Below are 17,520 nucleotides of genomic sequence, written 5' to 3'. Positions count from 1 at the left end.
ATTGTAAAAAGCGGATTGCCTTATGATGCAAATTATAAAAGTACTTTGGTTTAAAAAAGTGTAAAATTTACTTGTTTTTTACCTCAGTTCTTTGTTGTAGCCAGTTACTTTTTATGTTTGTTTTCAATCTTCTTAATCATAGCTTCAGCATTAGTGTTTTTAGGGTTCATTTCTAGTGATTTTCTATAATTTAATTCTGATAAATCGTACTGCTTATTAGTGTAGTAAGCTTCTGCAAGACTATCATATAAGTTAGCGTCGTTTGGAAATTCAGAAATGGCTAACTTAAATATAGTTATACTTTCTTTGAACTTTTTTAAAGCTAATAAATCATATCCAAGACTGTTAAGTTCGTTTGGATTATCGAAACCATAAATGTCGTAATCAGTTCTCTTTAAAGCATTATAATATGAAATACCTTGATTAATATCTTCTAAGCACTTTTGTCTTATTTCTCTGTAAATTGATTTCTTAGGTAAATTAAATGGTCTGTCTTTAATAATATTATGTATAGATTTAACTATTTTAAATGTTTGGTTTTTATGATTTGACATTAATATAATACTAATCTCATTTCCAAATTCACTAATAAAAATTGATTCAAATTGATAGGATTGTCCGCCATGTTCGTGAGTTTTAAAGTTATTGTCAGAACCTCCAAGAATTGTACCTTCATTTTCAAAGTATTGATTTTTTAGAAGTGATATTAAGGATGCTCTTGAAATCAATTTGTCTTGTCGTAAAGCCGTAATCCATTTATTCAAATCGTCTATAGTTGTCCATAACCAGCCTTTACTTGCATAAAATTCAAGTGCATTTTGTTTATAGATATCAAAGCTTCTAGATCTATTAGGGTAGTCAAAATCTGGATCGAATACCGCATCGGTCATTTTTAACGGTTTTATTATATTTTCTGTTACAAATTCTGTGAATGGTTTTTTAGTAACCGATTCGATTACGCGTTTCTGAAGAAAAATACTGTTTGTATTATAATGAAAATCTGTACCAGGTTCAAACAATAAGTTTGGCAAGTTTTGTAAATCTTCTAAAATCTCTTGCTCGTTTTTTACAGTTTCCCATTTAATTTTAGGTATTCCACCTACATAATTCAAAATGTGTTTAATAGTAACTTTTTCAGACCAAGAAGGTAGACCTAAATCGAATTGTGAAAGTTTGTCATCTAAACTTAAATCGCCTTTCTCAACTAGCATCATAATCGATACAGCAACAAATTCTTTCGCAATTGAACCAGGACAAAAAATAGATTCTTTTGTCAGTTTTGTTTTTCCTGTACCATCTGAATATCCAAATGATTTTTGATATACAAGAGAATCATTTCTTGTAACTAATACATTGCCATTAAAAATTCCTCTATCATAACTAATCTGCATAAGCGAATCAATAGTTTTATTTTTTTTCAAAAAAGATTGAGGTATTTGTTTTTGCGCGTTGATAAATCCAAAAAATAATAAAGAAAGGATGAGAGTAATGTATCTGTTCATATTTTTAAAATTAAGTTTATAGTCTAAAGACTAAATAATTTTAAAATTGTTACAGTTTTGTTTAATTGGCTACAACGTGTGAAAGGAATATCCATCTGTTTTAATTGTGGATATTCACCGATAGCGAAGTTATTAGAAAATACTTTTAGAATCAAACTAAATTTATTTCTTAGCCCTTTCTACCAATTCTAATTTTTCTATAGAAGCTTTTGTGGTAAACATTCCGTAGTTTATAAAGACGTTTTTCTTTTCAATTTTATCAATGCTTCCCACCGAGTTACCATCAATCAATCGAACACGATCTCCAACTTTAAACACATATTCAGCTTTTGCTTTTGCAACCTTAGCGGCTTCAATTTTCTTTTCTTCACGAACTTTTACTACTTTTTGTAAAACTTCTTGTTCTACTTTTTTAATAGCAGCTTTTTGTTTTTGAGCAGTTACGATGTCTAGTTTTTTCTCAGTTTTGGTTTTCTTAATTGGAGGGTTCTTTTTTATAAACTTCGTTTTTTCGGCTGTAACCCACTTAAAAAAATCGGCAGTAAGTTCTTTTTTATTATTGGTTTGAAAGTATTTATTTAATAATTCGTTAATCTTTCTACCTAAAGTTAACATGCGCTTGTTATTGTCGTATAATTCCTGAAAACCTTCTAATTTCTCACGAATCTTTTGTTCTTTTTCTTGTAAGCTTTCAATATGTTCTTTTCCTTTAGATTTTTGATTGTCAAGATCATCAGAAGTTTTTTGTAAACGATTTCTCTCTTTTTGTAGTTTAGAAATCGTTTTATCTAAACGTACTTTTTCAGTTTCAACACGTTTTTTAGCACGGTTTATTAAGCTAAAGGGAATTCCGTTTTTCTGAGCAACTTCAAAGGTAAAAGAACTTCCGGCTTGCCCAATAAACAGTTTGTATAAGGGTTCTAGAGTACGTTCATCAAATTGCATGTTAGCATTGGTTACATTTTCTAACTCATTAGCTAACACTTTTAAGTTAGCATAGTGTGTAGTAATGATTCCAAAAGCTTTTTTCTCGTAGAATTCTTCTAAAAAAATTTCGGCTAAAGCTCCACCTAATTCAGGGTCAGAACCTGTACCAAATTCATCTATTAAAAACAAGGTATTGTGATTACATTTACGTAAAAAGTAACGCATATTTTTTAATCGGTAACTATAGGTACTTAGTTGATTTTCAATAGATTGGTTGTCTCCGATATCCGTTAAAATCGTATTAAAAATAGAAGTTTCACTGCGTTCGTGTACAGGAATTAATAATCCGCTTTGTAACATTACTTGCAATAAACCAATAGTTTTTAGTGTGATACTTTTTCCACCAGCATTGGGTCCAGAAATAACAATAATTTGCTGTTTTTCATTTAGTTCAAGTGTCTGCGGAAACGTTTTGATGTTTTGTTGATGATTTTTCCTCCATAAAATAGGATGAAAAGCATCTCTTAAAAAGATTTTCTTTTCCTTAGATATCTTCGGAAGCAACGCATTAATTTCTCGAGCATATTTTGCTTTTGCAGCCACTACGTCTAAGTGTGTTAAAAAAACGATGTATTCTTCTAACAAAGGCACAAACGGACGAATTTCTTCTGCCAATGCACGCAAAATTTTTACGATTTCTTGTTTTTCTTCGTATAGTAAATTTTGTAATTCTCTACTGTAAGTAAGTGTGGCTTGAGGTGCTATATAAACAATACTACCAGATTTTGAAGAACCTAATAAACTTCCCTTTACTTTACGACGGTGCATTGCAGTAACTGCTAAAACCCGCTGGTTGTCTATAATGGTTTCTTTAATATCATCTAAATATCCGCTGGCAATACTTTTGCTTAAAGCGTGTGAAAAGCTTTCAGATATTTTTCCGCGAACATTATTAATATCTTTTCTAATCTGCTTTAAAATTGGTGATGCGTTATCAGCAACGCTACCGTAAGATGTTATTATTTTATTAATAGCATCTGAAACAAAGGAGGTATACTCAATTTCATCACTTAATTTGAACAGCGTAGGGTAATAGTCATTAAATTTATTGAGAAATTTTTTAAGCTCATTAACTGTTTCTGTTACTGAGGCAACCTTTAAAAACGTTTCGGTATCGAGGTAACTATTTTCAATAGCCAAACGCTTAATTGCTTCGGCAATATCATCAAATCCGTGATTTGGAATTCGGTTTTCATTTTGATAAGAACCCAAATATTCGTTGACTAAATTCAATTCAAAGAATAATTCTTCTTTTGTTTGAATAGGTATAATTTGTGCTGTTTTTTCTTTTCCTAAATCAGAAATACAAAATGCTGCAACTTGCTCTAAAACCGTTGTGAATTCTAAATCTTGTAATGTTTTTTCTGAGATGTTTGTTTTCAAATTCCTATTTTTGAGAGCCACAAAAATAAGAAATAATGCAAGTAAATATTGCCGAAAGTTGGAAACATATTTTACAAGAAGAATTTGAGAAAGATTATTTTAAAAACTTGATTGATTTTGTAAAAACAGAGTATCAAAATCATACCTGTTTTCCGAAAGGAGATAATATTTTTTCAGCTTTTGATTTTTGTTCTTTCGAGGATGTAAAAGTGGTAATTATTGGTCAGGATCCCTATCATGGAGTAGGGCAAGCTAACGGATTGTGTTTTTCTGTACATGAAGGAATTAAACACCCTCCTTCTTTAATTAATATTTTTAAAGAGATTGAAACGGATGTAAATATTCCATATCCAGTTTCGGGAGATTTGTCTCGTTGGGCTAAACAAGGAGTTTTATTGTTAAATGCTACTTTAACAGTTAGAGCAGGAGAGGCGGGAAGTCATCAGAAAAAAGGATGGGAGCAATTTACAGATGCAGTTATTAGCAAGATTTCCGAAGAAAAAGAAAATGTAGTGTTTTTACTTTGGGGTGGTTACGCAAAGAAAAAAGGAGCAAAGATTAATAAGAATAAGCATCATATACTAACGTCAGGACATCCATCACCTTTAAGTGCAAATAGAGGATATTGGTTTGGAAATAAGCATTTTTCTAAGACCAATGAGTTTCTTCAAAAAGATGGATTACCAACTATTCAATGGTAATTTGTGGTAAAATAGTTTTGTTGTAATAGGGTAAAATAATAGCGTCTAAAATATCTTGAGTAACATCAGGGTAATGAACTTCAGGAATTTTATCAGACTTAATCCAATTTGCTATTTTTATTATTTGCTTTTTTCCTAAATTTTTTATTACGGGGATTCCCATTTCTTGTAAAGCTAAAGCATTGCATTGTTGTTCGTACTGATTCTTCATGGGGATTACCATCAGTTTTTTACGTAAATACAATGCTTCGGCAGGGGTTTCAAAGCCAGCACCGCATAAAATGCCGTTAGCAGAAGCAATGCTTTTCATAAATTCATCTCCATTAATAGGTTGGATGATAATATTATTTTTCAATTCTATTTTATCAGAATTTTTAGAGAATACGTGCCATTTAATATTTTTAAAATTTGATAAAACCTTAATAATCTTTTTATTACTATAAGCTGGTAAATAAACTGTGTAATGCCCTTTTTTTGTGATATTTCTATAGCGAATATCCTTCCGAATTATAGGTAAGAATGTAGCAGAGCTATAGGTTTTAAAATGGAAACCAAATTTGTGTTTTGCAGGGGAATAATATTTTAATATTAATCGCTCTAGTCTGAAAGCTCCGTACTTGGGGGCATTGTCATCAAGTACAGCATTTTGATGACTTAATGAAATAATAGGAACGTTTCTTAACTTACAAGCCCAAGCAGAAACAGGTTCAAAATCATTAATAATCAAATCATAGTCTTGAACAGGAAGTGATTTAATTTCTTTCCAAAGATTACGGATTTTAGTCTTTTTATAGGTTTGCCATAAATCGATTCCGCCTCTTTTTCCAAAAATAAAACTTAATCCATAGAGTTTGTATTTTATTTCAAAAGGAAATTGTAATTCACATTGATATCCACTTATTAAAACGTCTACTTGTGCTCTAGTTTGTAAATGAGGAACAATTTCTAATGCTCTACTTGCATGCCCATTTCCTGTACCTTGTATAGCGTATAAAATCTTCATCATAATTTATTTTGAAAATTTTTTAATATTAAACTCGATTAATAATTCTTCAAACAATTGACTGTTTGATTGTTCTCCTTGCACGAATTCTAAATCATTTATTTCAATGTTATTAGGGGTTTTATTTGCTAATTCATCTTTTTCATATTCGTACAATTTCCATTCCTTATTATTGTATTCAAGGGCAGTTAAGTTTTCAATCCAATCTCCAGAATTCATATAAATTGTTTCTCCTTCCTCATTTTGAATTACTCTCATTTCTGGTTGATGAATGTGTCCGCAAACCACATAGTCATAACCTTCTGAAATAGCAATGTCGGAAGCAGTTGTTTCAAAATTATTAATAAACTTAACAGCACTTTTAACGCCGTTTTTTATCTTTTTACTGAAAGAAAGTCTACCGTAACCGAATTGTTCACTAATCCAATTAACAGCTGTATTTATCATAATTAAAGTGTCATAACCAATACCACCTAATTTTGCTAACCATTTAGAATGTTGCATAGTAACATCAAAAACATCACCATGAAAAAACCACCCTTTCTTTCCGTCAATATCTAGCACTACTTTGTTTACAATTTCAAAACTACCAAGGCTAAAGTCTTTAAAACGACGTAGCATTTCATCGTGATTTCCTGTGATATAATATACTTTTGTACCAGAAGTAATAAAAGACATTAATGCTTTTATTACTTTCATATGTGGCTTTGGAAAATAACGCTTATTAAACTGCCAGATATCAATAATATCACCGTTTAGGATTAAAGTCTTTGGGTTGATGGTTTTTAAATAGTTATGAAGCTCGGTAGCTCTACAACCAAAAGTTCCTAAGTGTACATCAGAAATTACCGCAATATCTAGTTTACGTTTTTTTATTTTTTTCATCGTTAAGTTTTAAAGTTAGTATCTCGATTAAAGAGTTGACTTTAATGAGAGTTTTAGCAATGATATAAAACGTAGTTGCTTTTATGTTTTATAGTTTTGATTTATATAAAATTAAATGAAAAGCTTGTTGAAATGGTAAAATTCTAATTAACAGATTGTTAATAGATTGTTTTTTTAATGAAAAGATTGTAAAATTTATGTAAATAAAAACCGTTCGGAATTTCCGAACGGTTTTAAAATATATTTTAAAAAATTACTTGTTGTACAATACCCAAGTTCCTTTTTCTAGTAAAGGAATAGCTTGTTTGTATTTAAGTTCTTTTTCTTCTCCACTCATTACGTTTTTAATCGTTACTTTTTCATTACGCCCAATTTTTGGTTGTTCACGAACGATTGTTTCTACAACCTCTTGCTCTTGTTGTGGTCTAGAATTCGAAATAGCTTGTTGTGTTGAGTTTTGAACTTCGTCTTTACGCAAATCTAATTTCTCACGTTTTTGTTCATGAGCTTCAGAAATTTGAGATTCATCTTGAGTTGGTAATTTCCCCTTAAATAAGAATGATAAAACTTCTTTATTAATCTTATCAATGGTTCCTTGGAATAATTCAAACGCTTCAAACTTGTATACTAATAATGGATCTTTTTGTTCATAAGATGCGTTTTGTACCGTTTGTTTTAATTCGTCCATTTTACGTAGATGATCCTTCCAGTTTTCATCGATAATTGCTAAGGTGATGTTCTTTTCAAAATCATTTACGAGCGATTTACCTTCCGATTCGTATGCTTCTTTTAAGTTGGTTACAACTTTTAATGTTTTAGAGCCATCTGTAAAAGGAACCACGATACGCTCATAACGATCACCTTCATTTTCATATACATTTTTAATAACTGGATATGCTTGATGCGCATTTCTTTCTGTATCTTCTTTGTAATTAGTAGAAACTATTTTGTATAATTTATCTGCTAACTCTCTTTCAGATAAACGGTTGAATTCTTCTTCTGAAACAGGAGAGGTCATTGAAGAAAAACGGATTAACTCAAATTCGAAATTCTGAAAATCTTTTGTTGGTTTGTTTTCTCTAACGATAGAATCACATGTGTCATAAATCATGTTAGCAATGTCAACTTGTAAACGTTTTCCATCTAGCGCATGACGACGACGCTTGTAAACAAACTCACGCTGTGCGTTCATAATATCATCATATTCTAATAAACGTTTACGAATACCAAAGTTGTTTTCTTCTACTTTCTTTTGAGCTCTTTCAATAGATTTTGAAATCATAGAATGCTGAATAACTTCACCTTCTTTTAATCCCATTCTATCCATCATTTTGGCAATTCTATCAGAACCAAATAAACGCATTAAGTTATCATCTAATGCTACATAGAATTGTGAAGAACCAACATCTCCTTGACGTCCTGCACGTCCACGTAACTGGCGGTCAACACGACGAGAATCATGACGTTCTGTACCAATAATAGCTAAACCACCTGCTGCTTTTACTTCGTCAGATAATTTAATGTCGGTACCACGACCAGCCATGTTCGTTGCAATAGTAACTACTCCTGGTTTACCAGCTTCTGCAACTACATCTGCTTCTCTTTTGTGTAATTTTGCATTCAGAATGTTGTGAGGAATTTTACGCATTTGTAGCATTCTTCCTAATAATTCTGATATTTCTACAGAGGTTGTTCCTACTAAAACAGGGCGACCAGCTTCTACTAATTTTACAACATCTTCAATAACGGCATTGTATTTTTCTCTCGTGGTTTTGTAAACTAAATCATCTTTATCATCTCTTTGAATTGGCTTGTTAGTAGGGATTTCAACCACATCTAACTTGTATATTTCCCAGAATTCTCCAGCTTCAGTAATCGCAGTACCTGTCATTCCCGATAATTTGCGGTACATTCTAAAGTAATTCTGTAAGGTTACTGTTGCAAAAGTTTGTGTAGCATCTTCAATATTTACATTTTCTTTTGCTTCAAGCGCTTGGTGTAATCCGTCAGAGTAACGACGCCCTTCCATGATACGGCCTGTTTGTTCATCAACAATCATTACTTTATTGTCGACAACTACATATTCAACATCTTTTTCAAAAACGGTATAAGCTTTTAAAAGTTGATTCATGGTGTGAATACGTTCACTCTTCACGCTGAAATCTCGGTATAGTTCTTCTTTTTGATTTGCTTTTTCTTCAGGAGAAGCTTCGTTTCGATCAATTTCTCCAACTTTTACGCTAATATCTGGTAAAATAAAGAATGTTTCGTTTTTTGTAACGTCTGATAAATGAGAAATTCCTTTATCAGTTAAATCAATTTGATTGTTTTTTTCTTCAATAGTAAACCATAATTCAGCATCTACTTCTGGCATCAACTTATTGTTGTCTTGCATGTAGTAGTTTTCTGTTTTTTGCAAAATTTGTTTTACTCCTTCTTGAGATAAAAACTTAATTAACGCTTTATTTTTTGGTAAACCACGGTAAACTCTTAGTAATAAAAAGCCACCTTCTTTAGTATCTCCTTCTTTAATTAATTTTTTAGCTTCTGCTAAAACACCGACTAAATATTTACTTTGTAATGAAACTAAATCAGCAACTAATGGTTTTAACTCATTAAACTCATGAAGGTCTCCTTGAGGAACAGGTCCAGAAATAATTAAAGGAGTACGTGCATCATCAATTAACACAGAATCTACTTCATCAATAATGGCGTAGTTTGGCGCACGTTGTACCAAATCTGATTTAGAGCTAGCCATATTATCACGTAAATAATCAAAACCAAATTCGTTATTGGTTCCGTACGTGATATCTGCGTTATATGCTTTTCTACGAGCTTCTGAGTTTGGTTGATGGAAGTCGATACAATCGGTACTTAATCCATGGAACTCAAAAATTGGAGCCATCCACGCACGGTCACGTTTTGCTAAATAATCGTTTACTGTAACAACGTGAACTCCATTACCTGTTAAAGCATTTAAATATACAGGAAGGGTAGAAACTAATGTTTTACCTTCACCTGTCATCATTTCTGCTATTTTACCCTGATGTAGTACAGAACCACCAATTAATTGAACATCGTAATGAACCATGTCCCAAGTAACTTCTTTACCAGAAGCATCCCAAGAATTTGCCCAAAAAGCTTTATCGCCTTCTAAGGTTATGTGTTCTTTAGTTGCAGACAATTCACGATCGAATGAGGTAGCAGTAACTTCAATTTCTGAATTGTTAGCAAAACGCTTAGCAGTTTCTTTAATCACAGCAAAAGCCTCTGCCATGATAGTTTCTAAAACTTGCTCTGATACTTGATAAGCTTCATCCTTTAAACGGTCAATTTCAGCATAAACATCTTCTTGACGGTCTATGTCGGCTGTTTTAGCTTCTTCTTCTAATAAAGAAATCTTATCAGTAAAATCTTTTGTAGCATTACTGATTTTAGTTTTGAATTCTGCGGTTTTTTCACGTAACTGATCATTAGATAAACCAGCTAAAGAAGTTTCAAAAGCTTTTACTTTGTTAACTATAGGTTGTAATACTTTTAAATCTTTCTCTTGTTTGTCTCCTACAAAAAGTTTTATTACCGAGTTTAAAATGCTCATTTTTTATGTTGTTTATTGCTGATGTAGTAAATCAGTATGTCGTTAGTTTTAAAGTGCCTAAAAGTAAGCAAAAAAAAAGCCTCAAATGAGACTTTTTTTGTGTTTTTTATGATGTTTTTCTAGTATTCGTCTTCGTTCCAAAGATAATCCTCTTCCGTAGGATAATCGGGCCAAATTTCGATAATAGAATCGTACGAGTCTCCTTCGTCTTCAATATCTTGAAGATTTTCTACCACTTCTAATGGTGCTCCAGTACGAATTGCGTAATCGATTAACTCGTCTTTGGTTGCTGGCCAAGGTGCGTCTGCTAAATAAGATGCTAGTTCAAGTGTCCAATACATTTCCTTATCTGTTTTTAATTTTCTTGCAAAAATAAAATTTAAACTTAAAAAGTCAAGTTTTTTTTCAAAAATCTGATATCAATAAAAAAAGAACTTAAGTTACAGCTTTTTAGGTATCCATTTTACCTCATTTGCTTTTAAGTCTTTCGACAACTTTCGTGCCAACACAAAAAGATAGTCAGAAAGTCTGTTTAAGTATGTTAAAATATTTAAATCGATACCTTCTTCTTCGTTTAAAGCTACTGATAATCTTTCAGCTCTACGGCATACACAGCGTGCTATATGACAGAATGACACAGTAGAATGGCCACCAGGTAAAATAAAATGAGTCATCTGAGGTAGTGATTCGTTCATTCGATCGATTTCATTTTCTAAAAAAAGAATTGAGGCGCTATTTATTTTCGGAATATTTAAACGCTCTTTACCACTTTTTAATGTTTCTTTCTCAGGAGGAGTGGCTAACATTGCTCCCAATGTAAATAATTCGTCTTGAATTTTAATTAAAGCTTCTTTAGCAGCTTCATCAATTTCTTGATCTCTAATTAGTCCTATATGTGAATTTAATTCATCTACTGTTCCGTAACTTTCAATTCGTAAATGATATTTAGGTACTCGGGTGCCTCCAAATAAAGAGGTGTTTCCCTTGTCGCCAGTTTTTGTGTAAATTTTCATTTAAAAAATATTCTGAAATGTGAAAATAATAAACTTAAATTTAAAGTTCTAGTTTTTCAAGTATATATTTTGGACAACGAGTAGGTTTGTTAATTTCTTTGTTAATAAATGCCAAAATTGTACTACCTGTACAAATTAATTCTTGATTTTGATTGGTGATTTCGTATTCGAATTCTATCTTAACGCTAGGGGTTTTCCTTAGTTGTGTGGTAACGGTTAAAACGTCATCATATAGAGCTGATTTTTTAAAATTACAAATCAATGAAATTACTGGTAACATTATTCCTGTTTTTTCCATATATTTGTACGTAACGCCCATAGAGCGTAGCCATTCAGTACGGCCAATTTCAAAATATTGTGCGTAATTCCCGTGATAAACCACACCCATTTGGTCAGTTTCTGCGTAGCGTACTCTTAAAGTAGTAGAATGTTTTTTCAAAGTATGTTTGTTAAAGTTTCTCGAATCTTACATAAAAAATAATTAAAAATCAATAGTGGTTTCATTTTTTTTTAATGAAAATTATTCACACTTTTGTTCGCCCGTTCAATAACATAATGGAACCTTCCAAATTCCATTTTTTTATTGCTATTTTTAACTAAAAATTAATCATCTGAGAAACACAAATGGATAGAACTGCTGAATCAGTATGGATACAATGCTTGTCTTTTATCAAAGACAATATCAAGCCTCAAGCTTACAAAACTTGGTTTGAACCAATCAAACCGGTAAAACTATCAGGTGAAGCATTGACTATACAAGTTCCTAGCAAGTTTTTTTATGAGTGGTTGGAAGAGCACTACATAAAATTATTACGTGTTGCTTTGGTTAGAGAATTGGGTGATCAAGCAAAGCTAATTTACGATGTACGTATGGAAAATACGTATAGTAGTAATAGTCCACAAACAGTAAAAATTCCAAGTTCGAACAGAAACCCATTAAAACCACAAAAGGTTACGGTTCCTATTGAGTCTAAGCGGGAATTGAAAAATCCATTTGTAATACCTGGCCTACAGAAGGTTAAGATCGAATCGCAATTAAATCCAAATTATAATTTTAATAATTTTGTTGAAGGAGATGCTAACCGTTTAGCGCGTTCTGCAGGTATGGCGGTAGCTAACAAACCAGGAGGAACTTCATTCAATCCGTTATTAATTTATGGAGGAGTGGGACTTGGTAAAACACATTTAGCACACGCAATTGGGGTAGAAATTAAAGATAAATATCCAGATAAAACGGTGTTATATATTTCATCTGAAAAATTCACACAACAATTTATAGATTCTGTAAAGTCGAATACTCGTAATGATTTTATTCATTTTTATCAAATGATTGATGTATTGTTGATTGATGATGTGCAGTTTTTATCAGGTAAGGCAGGAACACAAGATGTTTTTTTCCATATATTTAATCATTTACATCAAAATGGGAAACAGGTAATTTTAACTTCGGATAAAGCGCCAGTTGATATGCAAGACATTGAACAACGTCTATTATCTCGTTTTAAATGGGGATTGTCTGCTGAGTTGCAAACTCCTGATTATGAAACTCGAATTTCTATACTTCAGAATAAATTATTTAGGGATGGGGTTGATATGCCAGAAGATATTGTTGAGTATATCGCTAAAAATATCAAATCTAACATTCGTGAATTGGAAGGTGTTATTATATCCATGATCGCGCAGGCTTCTTTTAACAGAAAAGAGTTTACATTAGAGTTGGCGAGACAAATTGTAGATAAGTTTGTAAAGAACACGAAAAAAGAAGTTTCGATTGATTATATTCAAAAAGTAGTTTCAAAATATTTTGATATGGATGTTGCTACTCTTCAGTCTAAAACTAGAAAAAGACATGTTGTACAAGCACGTCAGTTAGCTATGTTTTTTGCAAAACGTATGACTAAATCTTCTTTGGCAAGTATAGGAAGTCAAATCGGTCAACGAGATCACGCTACCGTTTTACATGCCTGTAAAACTGTTGATAATCTCACTGAAACAGATAAGCAGTTTAAGAAATATGTTGAAGATTTAACAAAGAAGTTAACTTTCTAACAGAATAATCAAAATGAAAATACTGATGGTTTGCTTGGGAAATATTTGTCGTTCTCCGCTAGCTCAGGGTATTTTAGAGTCAAAAGTACATACTGACCGTGTTTATGTTGATTCTGCTGGTACTTCAGGTTATCATGAGGGAAATTTACCAGACCCAAGATCTATTCAAACAGCAAAAAAATACGGTATTGATATTACGAGTCAGCGTTCTCGTAAGTTTTTAGCTACTGATTTTGATATGTTTGATGTTATATACGCGATGGATGAGAGTAACTTTGAAGATATTATTCAATTGTCTAGAAATAAAGAAGAAGCAAAAAAGGTTAAATTAATATTAGATGAATTATCTAATGAAGATAAAAACGTTCCTGATCCTTACCATGGAGGAGATCAAGGTTTTGAGAATGTTTACAAAATGTTAGAGGAGGCTTGCGAACTCATTGCTTCAAAATTAAATTAGAAATGATCGGAAAACTATATTTAATACCAACTACTTTAGGAGATACAGAGCCATTAGAAGTCATGCCTTTATCGGTTAGAAAAGTAGTGGAACAGCTAGATTATTTTATAGTTGAGAATGAAAAAACTGCCCGTCGATTTATTAAAAAAATAACACCTAATAAATCGCAACCTTCGTTAGAATTTATGTTGTTAGATAAGTACTCTGACGAACTTGAAACACGTAATTACTTAGATATTTGTGAAAAAGGGATTTCTGTTGGATTGTTATCAGATGCTGGAGTACCAGCTGTAGCAGATCCAGGAGCAACTATTGTAAAATTAGCACATGAAAAAGGAATTCAGGTAGTTCCTTTAGTAGGGCCTTCATCAATTTTAATGGCTATAATGGCATCCGGAATGAACGGTCAAAGCTTTACTTTTAATGGCTATTTACCCATTGATAAAGCTACTAGAAAAAAGACAATCAAAGACTTAGAGCGATTGTCTAAAGAGAAAAATCAATCTCAAATTTTCATTGAAACCCCTTATAGAAATGAAAAAATGTTAGATGATTTGCGCTCTACATTACAACCGAATACCAGACTTTGTATTGCTTGTGACATAACACTTCCTTCCGAATATATTAAAACGTTAACCGTTAAAGAGTGGAAAAACGTTAAAACTGATTTACATAAAAGACCCGCTATTTTTATAATTCAATCGTAATGATTAAACCGTAGCTTTCTTGTGTCCTATAATGTTTGAAACATCATAGCCCGCAAATTTTTTCATGTAAGAATCAATTGAAGTTCCAAAGGCATCGTTAAATTGAAATTTACCATAAGAGCGTAAATGTTTTTTTACATTTCCTGCACCAGCTAAATGTGCTGCGGCTAAAATTCCTGATTCTGTAATTTTAATACCGTTTATATATCTCCCTGTAAAACGTTTAATATCTCTACGCAAAATCCATTTATTAACCTCACATAAAGCAACAAAAGCTCTTTCTTGTAGCTCGGGTGTTTCTAAGAAATTTTGTGTATCGTAAATATTAAAGCGACGCAATGTGGTTCTTCCAAATTGGTATTTGCCTAAATATCCTAACTCATTTACAATTCGGTAATTTCCTTGAGATTCTTTAAAAGCGATTGCTTCTTTAAAACCAATGAAATCTTTTTGTAAAAAAGGGATTGCAATTTTTATATTGCTTTTTACAGAATTTCGTTTAATAACTACTTTTTCTTTCGGATGAATTGTAAAACTTGTAAGGATAATAAATCCTAAAATAAGTCCTAATTTTCTGATAGTTTTTTTACTTTCTGTTTAGCGATGCAAAGATATAGGTAAAAAAATTAAAGGTTTATTTGCTAATATATCAAGAAATAATCGTTTTTAATTATTGATAATACATTGAATAAGTGAAATAAATGAATTATTTACATTAAAATAGCTTTAAAAATAATTTTAGGTTAATTTAATGTAAATAAAATAGCATAAAAAATTAACAAAAAATTGTGTAAATGGTTTAAAATCAGTGATAAATGACCTTTTCTTACAGGGAAAAGCTGTTAATAAAAGGGTGTTTATCTATTTATTCCTTGTTTGTTAATCCATCTTTGGTATTTTATAGCATTACGATTATGTTCAGATAAGCTTTTCGCAAAATCGTGGTATCCAATATTTTCTATACTAGCGCACATGTAATAATAATTGTGTTGTGCAGGATTTAATACAGCATCAATAGCCGAAATATCTGGCATTGCAATTAAGGTAGGAGGTAAACCTGTATTTTTATAAGTGTTATATGGTGAATTTATACTTAAATCTTTGTTTAAAACCCGTTTTATAACCGTATCATGCCCATGTATTTCTTTTAAACAAAAAATAACTGTAGGATCTGCTTGAAGTGGCCAACCGTTTTTGTAACGATTTAAATACAAGCCAGCTACAATTGGTCTTTCAGATGTTTGAGCAGTCTCTTTTTGAACGATGGATGCAAGAGTTAATACTTGAGTTGGAGTAAGGTTAAGTTTTTTAGCTTTCTCTTGTCTATTTTTATTCCAAAATGAAGTATAATAGTTTAGCATTTTATTTCTAAAAGTTTCAGGAGAAGTGTTCCAATACACTTCATACTGATTCGGTAAGTACATACCTAAAACAGATTTTTCTGTAAAATTATTTTCCGCTAAAAAAGAAGAGTCTTTCATCGTTAATAGCAATGTTAAACTATCAGCTTCTATCTGTTCTGAAATTCTACCAGCTAGTTTTTCAAGCGTATCTTGATTGTTAAAAGATATTTTTATAGGGGTTTGATTACCTATTCGTAACATATTTACCAGAGCATTCATGTTCATTCCTTCTTTAAGAACGTACATACCGCCTTTAGGTTTGGTAAATTTCTTTTTGTTGGCAACCCAAGTAAAGTTTTCAGGTTTCTTTATAAATGGTGAAAGGGTTTCTTTTACATCTTCTATGTTAGCGTTTGAAGAGATGAAGATTTTAGCGTCTTTAGTAACCGCTTTTCCAAATACTTTTTGATAATAATTAAAAGTGATGGTTCCTGCGATTAGCAAAAAACCAATAATTCCGTATTTAACTTTGTTATTCATTTATCAATTGAAATAAAATTTCGTCTTTATAGATTCCGTGGCTAAAAATCCAATCTTTTTTTATGCCAACTTGTTTGAAATTATGTTTTCTAAAAAGCGCTAAGCTTTTCGTATTGTCTGCTGTGATATTAGCATATAATTGATGCACTTGCAAATGAGAAAAGCAATAGTTTGTAAGTAATTTTAAAGCTTCAGAAGCATATCCTTTTTGTTGATGTTCTTCACTAATCAAAATACCAAGCCCCACTCTTTTATGTTGCGGATTAAAATCAAACAAATCGATCATTCCTATCTGATGGAAAGAATTAATATCTTCAATAACTAAACGTAATTGTTTTACTTCGTAAATATCTAAATGAGCATTTTCTAGATATTGCTTTAATATAAACTTAGAAAATGGTGTTTTTGTGTGGCTTACTTCCCAAAAGTTTTCATTGTTTTCTGTATCGAATAAAAACTGTAGATCTTCAGGTTCGAGCGCTCGTAAAATAATATGTTTTCCTTTAAGTGTTTGCATTAAATTTCTATAGTTCCACTAAAAATAAATTCAGCAGGGCCAATTAAATGTATATTTTTATAACTATTGTTATCAACATCAAAAGAAACAGATAATTGTCCGCCTTCTACTAGTAAATCAATCTTTTTCTCAAAGGTTTTATTTGTTTTGTGCATCGCGATTGCTACAGCGGTAGCACCTGTACCACAAGCTAGCGTTTCGTCTTCAACACCACGTTCGTATGTGCGAAGTCTAAAAGTTTTATCATTAATTTGTTCTACAAAGTTTACATTACTTCCTTCGGTTCCGTAAACTTCGTTTCTAATTTTTCTTCCGTAGTTAAAAACATCAAAATTAGCAATGTTTTTAACTAACTCAACATGATGAGGAGATCCGGTGTCAGTAAAAATATGATTATTTTCAACTTTAATAGTATCGACATCAATCATTTGTAAGGAAACAATATTTCCGTTAATTGAAGCATGATGTAACCCGTCAACAGCTATAAAAGAAGTTTTATTTTTAAATAAACTTAACTTATGAGCAAAGGCAACTATACAGCGTCCGCCATTACCACACATGGTACTTTCATTACCATCGGCATTGTAATAGATCATTCTAAAATCGGAGGTTTTATCTTCTTCAAGTAGAATTAATCCATCAGCTCCAATTCCGAAGTGACGATCACATAATTTTTTTATAATATTTACGTTACTTTTTGGAAAGGTTTTTGATGTATTATCGACTATGATAAAGTCGTTGCCTGTGCCTTGATATTTATAAAATGTCAAATTCATATAGGCGCAAAGATACATATTTCATTAAGAAAAAAGGAGTGTTAAATAGCGGTTAA

General features: G+C 31.5%; 16 protein-coding genes. 4 read left to right on the top strand and 12 right to left on the bottom strand.

The annotated features are described in order from the left end of the window. Window positions 1–104: 104 nt before the first annotated feature. Both C7447_RS08975 and C7447_RS08970 read right to left on the bottom strand, forming a co-directional pair. Window positions 105–1,502, bottom strand: a complete 1,398-nt coding sequence (locus C7447_RS08975) for a serine hydrolase (RefSeq protein WP_148870156.1) — start codon at window positions 1,500–1,502, stop codon at window positions 105–107. A 162-nt stretch (window positions 1,503–1,664) separates the two neighbouring features. Then, a complete protein-coding gene (locus C7447_RS08970; RefSeq protein ID WP_148870155.1) occupies window positions 1,665–3,872 on the bottom strand; it encodes an endonuclease MutS2 in 2,208 nt (735 codons plus the stop codon). A 35-nt stretch (window positions 3,873–3,907) separates the two neighbouring features. On the opposite strand from C7447_RS08970, the gene C7447_RS08965 reads away from it, so the two are divergent. After that, window positions 3,908–4,573 carry a uracil-DNA glycosylase gene (locus C7447_RS08965; protein ID WP_148870154.1) on the top strand — a complete coding sequence of 222 codons (666 nt, stop codon included), beginning with the start codon at window positions 3,908–3,910 and terminating at the stop codon, window positions 4,571–4,573. On the opposite strand, the gene C7447_RS08960 is transcribed toward C7447_RS08965, so the two are convergent. The 6 genes from C7447_RS08960 to C7447_RS08935 form a co-directional block, all read right to left on the bottom strand. Then, the gene (locus C7447_RS08960; RefSeq protein ID WP_148870153.1) at window positions 4,560–5,576 is read right to left on the bottom strand and encodes a glycosyltransferase family protein; all 1,017 of its coding nucleotides are present in this window, start codon (window positions 5,574–5,576) and stop codon (window positions 4,560–4,562) included. The genes C7447_RS08965 and C7447_RS08960 overlap by 14 nt on opposite strands. A 6-nt stretch (window positions 5,577–5,582) precedes the next feature. After that, window positions 5,583–6,461 carry a UDP-2,3-diacylglucosamine diphosphatase gene (locus C7447_RS08955; protein ID WP_148870152.1) on the bottom strand — a complete coding sequence of 293 codons (879 nt, stop codon included), beginning with the start codon at window positions 6,459–6,461 and terminating at the stop codon, window positions 5,583–5,585. A 253-nt stretch (window positions 6,462–6,714) separates the two neighbouring features. Then, window positions 6,715–10,059 (bottom strand): preprotein translocase subunit SecA, encoded by a 3,345-nt coding sequence (gene secA / locus C7447_RS08950; RefSeq protein WP_148870151.1) that lies wholly within the window; start codon window positions 10,057–10,059, stop codon window positions 6,715–6,717. Window positions 10,060–10,178: 119 nt separating this feature from the next. After that, entirely contained in the window at window positions 10,179–10,400 is a 222-nt protein-coding gene (locus C7447_RS08945; protein WP_028889331.1) for a DUF2795 domain-containing protein, read from the bottom strand. 99 nt (window positions 10,401–10,499) lie between these two features. Beyond that, a complete protein-coding gene (locus C7447_RS08940) occupies window positions 10,500–11,072 on the bottom strand; it encodes a cob(I)yrinic acid a,c-diamide adenosyltransferase (RefSeq protein WP_148870150.1) in 573 nt (190 codons plus the stop codon). A gap of 40 nt (window positions 11,073–11,112) precedes the next feature. Then, window positions 11,113–11,511: an acyl-CoA thioesterase gene (locus tag C7447_RS08935; RefSeq protein WP_148870149.1), complete on the bottom strand. Its 399-nt coding sequence runs from the start codon at window positions 11,509–11,511 to the stop codon at window positions 11,113–11,115. A gap of 185 nt (window positions 11,512–11,696) precedes the next feature. Here C7447_RS08935 and dnaA point away from each other — a divergent pair, with 185 nt between their 5' ends. From dnaA to C7447_RS08920, 3 genes are read left to right on the top strand one after another with little or no spacing between them, the layout of a single operon-like run. Next, entirely contained in the window at window positions 11,697–13,121 is a 1,425-nt protein-coding gene (gene dnaA / locus C7447_RS08930) for a chromosomal replication initiator protein DnaA (RefSeq protein WP_148870148.1), read from the top strand. Between the two features lie 7 nt (window positions 13,122–13,128). Further along, window positions 13,129–13,581, top strand: a complete 453-nt coding sequence (locus C7447_RS08925; RefSeq protein WP_394343758.1) for a low molecular weight protein-tyrosine-phosphatase — start codon at window positions 13,129–13,131, stop codon at window positions 13,579–13,581. Between the two features lie 2 nt (window positions 13,582–13,583). Next, the gene (locus tag C7447_RS08920) at window positions 13,584–14,288 is read left to right on the top strand and encodes an SAM-dependent methyltransferase (protein WP_148870147.1); all 705 of its coding nucleotides are present in this window, start codon (window positions 13,584–13,586) and stop codon (window positions 14,286–14,288) included. A 3-nt stretch (window positions 14,289–14,291) separates the two neighbouring features. On the opposite strand, the gene C7447_RS08915 is transcribed toward C7447_RS08920, so the two are convergent. The 4 genes from C7447_RS08915 to dapF form a co-directional block, all read right to left on the bottom strand. Then, window positions 14,292–14,816, bottom strand: coding sequence for a peptidoglycan-binding protein LysM (locus tag C7447_RS08915; RefSeq protein ID WP_246143051.1), 525 nt, complete (start codon window positions 14,814–14,816; stop codon window positions 14,292–14,294). A 329-nt stretch (window positions 14,817–15,145) separates the two neighbouring features. Further along, window positions 15,146–16,171 carry an endolytic transglycosylase MltG gene (gene mltG / locus C7447_RS08910; protein WP_148870145.1) on the bottom strand — a complete coding sequence of 342 codons (1,026 nt, stop codon included), beginning with the start codon at window positions 16,169–16,171 and terminating at the stop codon, window positions 15,146–15,148. Next, a complete protein-coding gene (locus tag C7447_RS08905; protein ID WP_148870144.1) occupies window positions 16,164–16,688 on the bottom strand; it encodes a GNAT family N-acetyltransferase in 525 nt (174 codons plus the stop codon). Before C7447_RS08905 ends, mltG begins: the two co-directional genes overlap by 8 nt. Further along, entirely contained in the window at window positions 16,688–17,464 is a 777-nt protein-coding gene (gene dapF / locus C7447_RS08900) for a diaminopimelate epimerase (RefSeq protein WP_148870143.1), read from the bottom strand. The genes C7447_RS08905 and dapF overlap by 1 nt, the downstream gene beginning before the upstream one ends. Window positions 17,465–17,520: the final 56 nt, after the last annotated feature.

This window comes from Tenacibaculum adriaticum, from assembly GCF_008124875.1.
Taxonomy (GTDB): domain Bacteria; phylum Bacteroidota; class Bacteroidia; order Flavobacteriales; family Flavobacteriaceae; genus Polaribacter; species Polaribacter adriaticus.
The sequence above is the reverse complement of the archived record's forward strand: the minus strand, read 5'-3'. Positions and strand labels throughout refer to the sequence as shown.